General features: G+C 71.0%; 6 protein-coding genes. 2 read left to right on the top strand and 4 right to left on the bottom strand.

Annotation, left to right across the window (positions count from 1 at the left end; all coding sequences use genetic code 11):
• Window positions 1-301 precede the first annotated feature (301 nt).
• Window positions 302-817, bottom strand: a complete 516-nt coding sequence (locus tag IEY79_RS36805; RefSeq protein ID WP_229701449.1) for a TrmH family RNA methyltransferase — start codon at window positions 815-817, stop codon at window positions 302-304.
• A 152-nt stretch (window positions 818-969) separates the two neighbouring features.
• On the opposite strand from IEY79_RS36805, the gene IEY79_RS36800 reads away from it, so the two are divergent.
• Entirely contained in the window at window positions 970-1,920 is a 951-nt protein-coding gene (locus IEY79_RS36800; protein WP_189112014.1) for an FAD-dependent oxidoreductase, read from the top strand.
• Window positions 1,921-1,985: 65 nt separating this feature from the next.
• Here IEY79_RS36800 and IEY79_RS36795 read toward each other — a convergent pair whose 3' ends face one another.
• Window positions 1,986-3,722 (bottom strand): BCCT family transporter, encoded by a 1,737-nt coding sequence (locus IEY79_RS36795; RefSeq protein ID WP_189112013.1) that lies wholly within the window; start codon window positions 3,720-3,722, stop codon window positions 1,986-1,988.
• A gap of 127 nt (window positions 3,723-3,849) precedes the next feature.
• The gene (locus IEY79_RS36790; RefSeq protein ID WP_189112012.1) at window positions 3,850-5,148 is read right to left on the bottom strand and encodes a M14 family metallopeptidase; all 1,299 of its coding nucleotides are present in this window, start codon (window positions 5,146-5,148) and stop codon (window positions 3,850-3,852) included.
• Between the two features lie 356 nt (window positions 5,149-5,504).
• Here IEY79_RS36790 and IEY79_RS36785 point away from each other — a divergent pair, with 356 nt between their 5' ends.
• Window positions 5,505-6,545 carry a LacI family DNA-binding transcriptional regulator gene (locus IEY79_RS36785; RefSeq protein WP_189112011.1) on the top strand — a complete coding sequence of 347 codons (1,041 nt, stop codon included), beginning with the start codon at window positions 5,505-5,507 and terminating at the stop codon, window positions 6,543-6,545.
• A gap of 90 nt (window positions 6,546-6,635) precedes the next feature.
• Here the strand turns inward: IEY79_RS36785 and IEY79_RS36780 are convergent, their stop codons facing one another.
• Window positions 6,636-8,897, bottom strand: coding sequence for a glycosyl hydrolase (locus tag IEY79_RS36780; protein WP_189112010.1), 2,262 nt, complete (start codon window positions 8,895-8,897; stop codon window positions 6,636-6,638).
• Window positions 8,898-9,162 lie beyond the last annotated feature (265 nt).

The raw sequence follows: 9,162 nt of genomic DNA, 5'->3' as shown, positions 1-9,162 counted from the left end.
ACCAAGCCATGGTCACCCTCGCCTGCCTACAACTCTGGCTCCCATGACTTTGCGGACAGGCCCTAGGGCGCGTTCCGAAAGTGACGTCCTCCGCCCGCGGGGCGGGGCTCACGGCGGCCGGTGCGTGCGGTCGCGGGGCGGACGATCGGCGTTGTGGCCCCGCCGCCTCGGGCGACTCCGACAATGCGAGGGGGCGTCTGCCCGAAGGGCTACGGGGGAGAGAGCGCGTGCCGGGCGCCGTGAGCCGGACGGGCGCTGCTCTGCCGACACGCCCCGGGGTGCGCCGGGAGGGCGTGCGTGGTCAGAGGAGGCCCGCCAGTCTGTAGAGGGCCAGGCTGCTGGCGACCGCGACGTTGAGGCTGGCGCCGCTGCCGACCATGGGAATCTCCACGCAGGTGTCCAGCAGGTCCAGCGCTTCGGGCGGGATGCCGTTCTGTTCGTGGCCGAGGACCATCACGGTGCGCTGCCGGGCCGCGGGCAGCTCCGCCAGGCGTACCGCCTCGTCGGCGAGTTCCACCCCGACCACGTGCGCGCCGCGCTCCCGCTGTCTGCCGAGCCAGCCGAGCGGATCACCGGTCCAGTGGACGCACGCGGGCCTGCGCAGGGTGTTGCCGCGTGCCAGGGCCTCCGGGACCCAGGGGAAGCGCGGCAGCGCGAGGCAGGCGCCGACCGCGTCGCAGGTGCGGGCGAGGGTGCCGAGGTTGGCCCCGTGCAGGGGCCAGAGCGGGGCCGCGTAGAGGTGGTCCCAGCAGGAGTGGGAGCGCGGGCGGCGGCTGCGGCGCAGTTCCCCGGGAGTACGGGGGCGGATCGCGGTCACCGGCGCGAGGCCGTCGGCCTCCGGGGCGCTGGATTCATCTGTCTCACGTCGTACGGCGATTCGCGGCTCGCCGGGGCCATCGTCGGTTGGATCGATGATCGTCGCCCGAAGGCGGGCTGTCCACCGAATTCCTCCTCGGCTACGGTCCCGGCATGGATGACACGGTGATCGTGGTCGGTGGCGGGGTCGTCGGGATGACGACCGCCGTCGTGCTGGCCGAGCGGGGGCGACGGGTCCGGGTGTGGTCGCGGGACCCCGCCGCGCACACCACGTCGGCGGTGGCGGGCGCGCTGTTCTGGCCGTACCGGATAGAGCCCGCCGCGCGGGTCGGCCCGTGGTCCCTGCGGTCGTTGCGCGAGTACATGGCGCTGGCGCGGGATCCGGCGGCGACGGGCGTACGCGTGGCGGCGGGCCTGATGACCGACACCGAGCTGGCCGGGCTGGGGAGTTGGGCGGACGAACTCCCCGAGCTGCGGGAGGCGGCCCCCGACGAGTTGCCGGCCGGGTGCGCCCAGGCGTTGCGCGGCCGGCTGCCGTTGATCGACATGCCCGCGCACCTGCGGTACTTGGAGGAGCGGCTGCGCGCCGCCGGCGGGAGCGTGGAGCGGCGAACCGTCGACGCTCTGGAGGAGCCTGCCGCTCAGGCCCCCGTCGTCGTCAACTGCTCGGGGCTCGCCGCCCGTGATCTCGTGCCCGACGCGTCGGTCTTCCCGGTGCGCGGGCAGCTCGTGGTGGTCGAGAACCCGGGGATCGAGGAGTGGCTGGTGTCGGCGGCCGGGGACGCGGCCGGTACGTCGTACCTCTTCCCGCAGCCGTTCGGGCTGATCCTCGGCGGCACCGCCGAGGACCACGTGTGGGACACCCGGCCCGACCCGGCGACGGCCGCCGCGATCGTCGAGCGCTGTGCCGCGCTGCGTCCGCAGATCCGGGGCGCGCGGGTGCTCGCGCACCGGGTGGGGCTGCGCCCGGCGCGACCGGCCGTACGGGTCGAGGCCGTCCAACTGCCGGGCGGCGCACGGCTGGTGCACAACTACGGTCATGGCGGCGCGGGCGTCACCGTGGCCTGGGGCTGCGCGGAGGAGGCCGCCCGGCTGGCGGGGTGAACCCCGCCGGGCGGCCTCCGTACGCACCGGCCGGATCAGCGCGGACCGGATCAGCGCGGACCGGATCAGCGCGGAGTCGACTTCTCCGGTGTGTTTCCGGTCGGCTCCTCCGGCGTCGGGCCGATCCGGATCTCGAAGTCGCCGTCGTACTGCTCGTGGCCGGCGATGACGGCCGACTCGACGACCTCCGCCCCCCGCTCGCCGCGGACGATCAGCGCGTCGCGGCGCAGGTCGCGCATCAGGGCCACACACATCCCGATCATGACGAGCGCGAACGGCGCGGCCACCAGGATGGTCAGATTCTGGAGCCCTTGCAGCGCGTCACCCTGGCCGTTGCCGACGAGCAGCATCACCGCGGCCACGGCGCCGGTGAGCACACCCCAGAAGACGATCACGTACTTGCCGGGCTCGAAGTGGCCCTTCTGGGAGAGGGTGCCCATCACGATGGACGCGGCGTCGGCGCCGGAGACGAAGAAGATGCCCACGAGGATCATCACCAGCAGGCTGGTGACGGTGGCGATCGGGAAGCTCTGGAGCAGCGCGAAGAGCTGGCCCTCGGGTGTCGCCTCCTTCGTGAGCTCGCCCTTGTCCTCCTGGAGCCGGATGGCCGAGCCGCCGAAGATGGCGAACCAGATCAGGCTCACCGTGCTGGGGACGAGGATGACGCCGCCCACGAACTGACGGATGGTCCGGCCGCGGCTGATACGGGCGATGAACATGCCGACGAAGGGCGTCCAGGAGATCCACCAGGCCCAGTAGAAGACCGTCCAGCTGCCGAGCCACTCGGCGACGCCCCGGCCGCTGCTGGCCTCGGTGCGGCCCGCGAGCTCGGCGAGGTCGCCGAAGTAGGCCGCGATGGAGGTCGGCAGCAGGTCGAGGACGAAGACGGTCGGACCGAGGACGAACACGAACACGGCGAGGAGCAGCGCCAGCACCATGTTGGTGTTGGAGAGCCACTGGATGCCCTTCTCGACCCCGGAGACCGCCGAGGCCACGAACGCCAGGGTCAGGACGGCGATGATGGTGACGAGGAGCCCGGTGCTGACGGTGTCGAGCCACTTCAGCTCGGTGAACCCGCTGCCGATCTGGAGTGCGCCGAGGCCCAGGGACGCGGCCGAGCCGAAGAGCGTCGCGAAGATGGCGAGGATGTCGATGACGCGCCCCGTGGTGCCGTACGCGTGCTTCTCGCCGATGAGCGGCACGAAGACCGCGCTGATCGTCTGGCGGCGCTTGCGGCGGAAAGTGCTGTACGCGATGGCGAGGCCGACCACGGCGTAGATGGCCCAGGGGTGCAGGGTCCAGTGGAACAGCGTGGTGGCCATGGCCGTTTCGGTGGCCGCGGCCGCGTCCGGGGGGTTGGTGCCGGGGGGCGGGTCGGTGAAGAAGGTGAGCGGTTCGTTCACGCCGAAGAACATCAGGCCGATGCCCATGCCGGCGCTGAACATCATGGCGACCCAGGAGATGGTCCTGAACTCGGGCTTCTCACCCTCGTCGCCGAGGGTGATCCTGCCGTAGCGGCTGATCGCCAGCCAGAGGGCGAAGACGACGAAGCCCGAGGCCACCAGGACGAAGGCCCAGCCACCGTTGTGGATGAGGCCGGACAGCATCGAGCTGGACGCGTCCTCCAAGGAGTCGGTGCCGACGGCGCCCCAGACGACGAAGGCGAGCGTGAGGACGGCGGTGACGCCGAACACCACCCGGTCGGTCTGGGGGCGTTGGGACTCCTGGGGATGGCCGGGCTCGCCGGCCGTGACCGGCGGCGGACCTCCTTCGGCTCCCGATTTCTGTGCGTCCTTCGGCACGAGCAACACCTTTCGGGGTTTCACGGAGCATGCGTCGGCGCTCCGTTACGCCTGAGGGCCTGTCCTCCGGGTCCGACCGGGCATCCGGCGGACAGGCCCTCAAACATGTGACTTGCGTCTCTTTCTATCAACAAGTCGTGACAGGTTCTCCAACGGTGAGGTGGTAGGTGGCGCGTCCGTCGAGGAGGAGCGGGATCAGCTTGCGCTGGGACTGACGCAGCGGCACGAAGGCGCCGTCGCCGCGCGCGGGCAGGGCCTTCACGCCGTGCAAGGCCAGCTCGTCCTTCACGTCCGCGTACTGAGTGGCGTCGAGCCGGTACCCGCAGGGCGGGTTCTTCAGGGTGTCCTCGGGCGTCGCGGGCTCGTTGTCGCCGCCGCCGAGGTAGACCGTGCCGCGGTCGAGCAGTCCGGCGGCGCGGGAGAGCGCGGTCGCCGCCGCGAGCTGTACGCGGCGCTCGTCGGCGTAACCGAACAGGCCCTTCAGCGAGTCGAGTTGGCTGTCCACGCGACGCCGGTGGTTCAGCGACGCGTCGTTCTCCTCGGCCTCCGACCTGGGGTCGACGCGGCTCTCGATGAGCAGGCCGACGGAGTGCTTGACACCGGAGGCGTTGCGCAGGATGCGCTCCTGGCCGTCGCCCGCGGTCTGCCTGATCGGCTCGCCGGTGACGGGGTCGGTCCAGATGCCGTACGTGCCGATGGAGTGGTCGCCGTCGCGGGCGGCCGGGCGTACGTACGCCTCCGACAGGGTCTGGGCCTCCTTGTGCACCTGCGAGGAGGTGTTGAGGTTGCGCGGCCAGAGGTCGAAGAGGTCCTTGTCGTAGTACGGCGGTGTGGCCCCGTACTCGTGCAGGTCGTAGATGACGTCGGGCTTGCGGTCGCGCGTGAGGGCGGCCATGGTGCGGCCCTCGGCCGTCTTCAGCGCGATGTGGTCGCGGTTGATGTCGACGCCGTCGGAGTTGCCGCGGGTGTCGGCGGCGCGTCCGTCGGGGTTGGCGGTCGGGACGACCAGGACGCTCGTACGGTCCAGGAAGCGCTTCGTCGCGCGGTCCTTGGGATAGGCCAGGTCGCGGACGGTGGTGAGGCAGGCCTCACGGCCGGACGGTTCGTCACCGTGCTGGCTGCAGATGAGCAGGAGGCTGGTCACCGAGCGCTTGTTGCCCAGCTCGACGAGGTTGAGCGGGCGGCCCTGCTTGGTGGTGCCGATGGTACTGACGGTGACTCCGTCGCCGCCGCGGTCGACGGCGGCGAGGAACTCCTGCTCCTGCGCCAGGGTGGTCCAGTCGGCACCGTCGCTCTCTTCGAAGCCCGTACGCGGCGGTGCGTCGGCCGGGGCCGCGGCGACGGCCGTCGAGGGAAGTGCGGTGAGGGGGACGACGAGGGCGGCTGCCGCCACCGACAGGACGAGCGTGCGAATCCGGGACGTCATCAGGTGCGGTCTCCGAGGCTCGGCGGGGCGGCCCGGCGAACGGATGCCCCGTGAACGGAATTCCTTGGTGCGGAAACGTACTCCGGTGAACAACGGTGCGACAGGGGTCTGTCCGCGATCAGCCGGATGTCGCGGAATGCGCGCCGTCCCTGCTGAGGCGGGTGCACAAGGCCCTGGGAGCGCTCTCTGGGTGGAGGGGGCAGCGGATACCCTGTACCGGTCCCGGCTGCCCGTACGGTCATCCGTCCCCGCCGCCGGGCCCGTCCAGAGCGTGGACGGAGTCCCTCGGCCGGAACGTCCACCGGCCGGAACAGGGCCGTGCCCACCCGCGCGGCCACCGACGAGGAGTGCCCGCCTTGCCCGAGCAGTCACCTGGGTCCCGGCCCACGCTGGAAGCCGTCGCGGCGCGTGCCGGCGTCTCCCGGGCCACCGCGTCCCGGGTCGTCAACGGCGGTGCCGGGGTGCGGCAGCCGCTCGTCGACAAGGTGCTGAGGGCCGTGGAGGAACTGGGGTACGTGCCGAACCACGCGGCCCGCACGCTGGTCACCCGGCGGACCGGCGCGGTCGCGGTGATCATCGCCGAGCCGGAGATCCGGATCTTCTCCGACCCCTTCTTCTCCCAGCAGATACGCGGCATCAGCAAGGAACTGACGGCCCACGACACCCAGTTGGTGCTGCTCCTGCTCGAAGGCCCCGGCGACTTCGAACGGATCGCCCGGTATCTGGCGGGCGGCCATGTCGACGGCGCGCTCGCCTTCTCGCTGCACATCGACGACCCGCTGCCTGCCATCATCCGCCGGTCGGGGACTCCGACGGTGTACGGCGGCCGGCCGAGCTGGACGTCGGCCCCCAGCGATCAGGGCGTGCCGTACGTGGACGCCGACAATCGCGGCGGCGCGCGGGCGGCCGTGCAGTATCTGCGCGATCTCGGGCGCGAGCGCATCGCGCACATCGCGGGGCCGCGCGACCAGACCTCCTCCACCGACCGGCTCGACGGCTACCGCGACGTACTGCTGGACGCCGACCCGGCGCTGATCACCGAGGGCGAGTTCACCGTGGAGAGCGGCGCGCGGGCGATGAAGGAACTGCTGGACCGGCGCCCGGACCTGGACGCGGTGTTCGCGGCCAACGACCTGATGGCGTCCGGGGCGCTGCGGGTGCTGCGCGAGCGGGGGATCCCGGTGCCCGACGAGGTGGCGCTGGTCGGCTTCGACGACATGGTGTCCGTCGCCGAGGACACCGATCCGCCGCTGACCACGATCCGGCAGGACGTGGAGGGGCAGGGCAGGCTGATGGCCCGGCTACTGCTGCGCGGGCTCGACAAGGACAGCGCGGAGACGCACGCGCCGGCGTCCGTGATCACGCCGACGACACTGGTGCGGCGGGCCTCGGCCTGAGGAGTCGGCTCAGGCCCGAGACCCGCCGCTGGTGGGGGGTGGGGCGAGGTTCCCGGGGTGGGGTGTCCTCGTGGTTGTCCTGTGGCGGGGTCAGCCGGTGGTGCTCGCCGTGGAGCGTGCGGGCACCGTGAGCGTCGTGCCGTCCGAGAACGTGACCGTCTGCTCCGTCGACGCGAAGTTGTGCGCGGCGTACGTACTGACCCCGCCCTTCGTGAAGACGGCCGAGGTCGGGATCGACCCGGTCACCGTCGGGTCGGGGGCGCCGACCGCGTCGAGGGTGCCGATCCAGTGGTGGACATGGGCCTTGGACTCGCCCGCCTCCGGGGACAGGGCCGCCTGGCCCGCGTCCCACTTGGCCTTGGCCCCGGCCGGGTCGGAGATCGCCTCGAACTCCCAGAGGATGTCGCGCCATTCGACGGCGGGCCCGCCGTTCTGCTCCTCCATCTCGGCGATGTTGCGCCCGATCGCCTCCTTCTCACGGCCCAGGTGGAGTGAACCCCCGGTCACGGGAAGGACGTTGATGCCGTGGATCTCCTCGGGATTGGCGGTCCACCAGGTGGAGTACGCGCCGCCGCTCCCCCACACCATGCCGACCGTGCCGCGCGCGAACTCGGCGGGGAAGACCTCCTGGTCGGCGTCGAACCAGTACTGGCCGATCGCCTCGGACTCGGTGGCGAGCAAGTACGAGCCGAGGTCGCGCAGTTCGTCGTTCCCGGTCGCCGAGCCCCACAGGACGAGTCCCGCGCTGAGGTTGATGGACTCCGAGGACGACTCCTGGTTGTTGCCCGCGGCGAAGCCCTGGTGTCCGGAGGCCCAGCTGTGCCCCGCGTACACGTCGAAGCCGCGCAGGAACGGGAAGTCGCTGTCCGTACGGCTCGGGTTGGCCGCGTCGCGTACCAGCGTCTCGACCATGCCGCCCCAGGCGGACTCGGCGGCCCACGCCTGGTCGTACTGGGCGACGATCGCGGCGGCGTAGACGTAGTAGCTGTAGTGGAAGTGGTGGTCGTTGAGTTCGGTGTCGCTGCCGTACGAAGCGGGGTAACCGGTCAGCGTCTTCCAGTCGTTGTCGTAGCTGAACTCACTGGCGCCGCCCGCCGTGAACCACTCCTCCAGACGGCCCTTCAGCAGATCCACGATCTTGTCGCGCGTCGCGGTCTCGCCGATCTGGTCCGCGATCGGGGCCAGTTGGGCGAGCCGGCCGAGCGCCTTGCCCGTCCAGTAGGTGTCCGTCGCGCCCGAGAACGGGTCGCCGGCGTTCACCACGTCGTCCAACTGCGCCTTGAGCGCCGCCGCGTCGACCCCGTTCGACTCCGGCAGCGCGGGCAGCACCCCGGACGCCTTCTGGCCGGTGGTGAAGGTGGTGGACTCGCGCACCTTCATCGTGCCGCGCGGTGACACATAGGTGTACGAGGTCAGCGCGTCGGTCGTGTTGAGCCACTGGTGCCGGTAGAGGGCCTGGAGTGTGCCCGTCTCGGTGCCCTCCTGCGGCTCGGTGGTGAGGGTGTACGTCGCCTCGACGTCGCCTCCCTCGGCGTTCCAACTCGTCGTGGAGCCGGTGACGAAGCTGAAGGCGTACTTGGTGTACGTGGCGAGCGCGTCCTCGGAGGGCAGGAGCGCGAGCGAGAAGTAGTCCTTGTCGCCGAGTCCGGCCGTGACGGTGGAGCCCGAGACCGACCAGTCGCTGCCGGTCGGCGCGAAGAGCGCGTAGTGGTGTCCGGCGACGGTGATGCCGAGGACGTTGCCGTCGTCGGAGAAGACGGTCGGGGCCGACGCGGTGGTGATGCTGGCGTCGCCGCCGGAGCCCTTCGCGTAGACGTAGGGCATGCCGTGGCCGATGGTGGTCCGCAGCGTGCGGGTGCCGTCGGACCAATAGGGCGTGACGGTCCAGTCGGACCAGTCGTCGGCCTTGGTGTCGGCGGAGTCGAGGCCGGTGAGACCCAGGGTGAGATCGGCCTTGTGCGCGTACTCGTACTGCCGTCCGTCACCCACGATGGCGGGGGTCGTCGGGTAACCGACCTCCAGTCCGCCGGCGGTGGCCTGGTAGGTGAGGGGGTGGCCGTACATCGGGGTGGAGTACGGGTTGTCGCCGTACCGCTGATAGGCGAGCGACGTCCACCAGTCGTTGGTGGGCACCGGCCTGTCCTTGGCCTGCTCGGTGAGCTTGGGCGTGACCGGCGCGCCCACGTTGTTCGTGGGACCCGACGCGCCGGCGGGGCGGGTGTCGGAGTAACTGCCAGAGCCGACGGGGATGTTCGCGGCCGACGCGGGACCGGCGGCGGGACCCAGCCCTACGGCGGCCATGGCGGTGACCAGAACCAGCACGGAGGCGGGTCTGGAGCGGGAGGTGGGCATGGACGGCACCTCGAAGTCATGGGGGGAAGGGAGTCCGAGAGCGCTCTCAGACGTAAAGGAACGTAAAACTCCTGAAACCTGAGTGTCAATAGAGCGGACAGAGAAGGCAGTTGGGCGTCGGTCACGCGGTTCTGCGTTCGAGTCTTGACGGAGTGACGGCGCGCGCACCAGGGACCCGAGCCCGGCAAGATCGGCAAGACACGCCCTAGGGCCTGTCCGCAAAGTCATGGGAGCCAGAGTTGTAGGCAGGCGAGGGTGACCATGG

It is taken from the genome of Streptomyces camponoticapitis (assembly GCF_014646115.1).
In the GTDB taxonomy this organism is placed as follows: domain Bacteria; phylum Actinomycetota; class Actinomycetes; order Streptomycetales; family Streptomycetaceae; genus Streptomyces; species Streptomyces camponoticapitis.
Note: the sequence above shows the minus strand (reverse complement) of the source record. Positions and strands in the feature narration are given on the sequence as shown.

Bases quoted from the DNA above. Each gene is read 5' to 3' on its own strand.
- IEY79_RS36790 (WP_189112012.1), bottom strand. From the start codon at position 5,148: ATGACGTCCCGGATTCGCACGCTCGTCCTGTCGGTGGCGGCAGCCGCC.
- IEY79_RS36800 (WP_189112014.1), top strand. From the start codon at position 970: ATGGATGACACGGTGATCGTGGTCGGTGGCGGGGTCGTCGGGATGACG.
- IEY79_RS36780 (WP_189112010.1), bottom strand. From the start codon at position 8,897: ATGCCCACCTCCCGCTCCAGACCCGCCTCCGTGCTGGTTCTGGTCACC.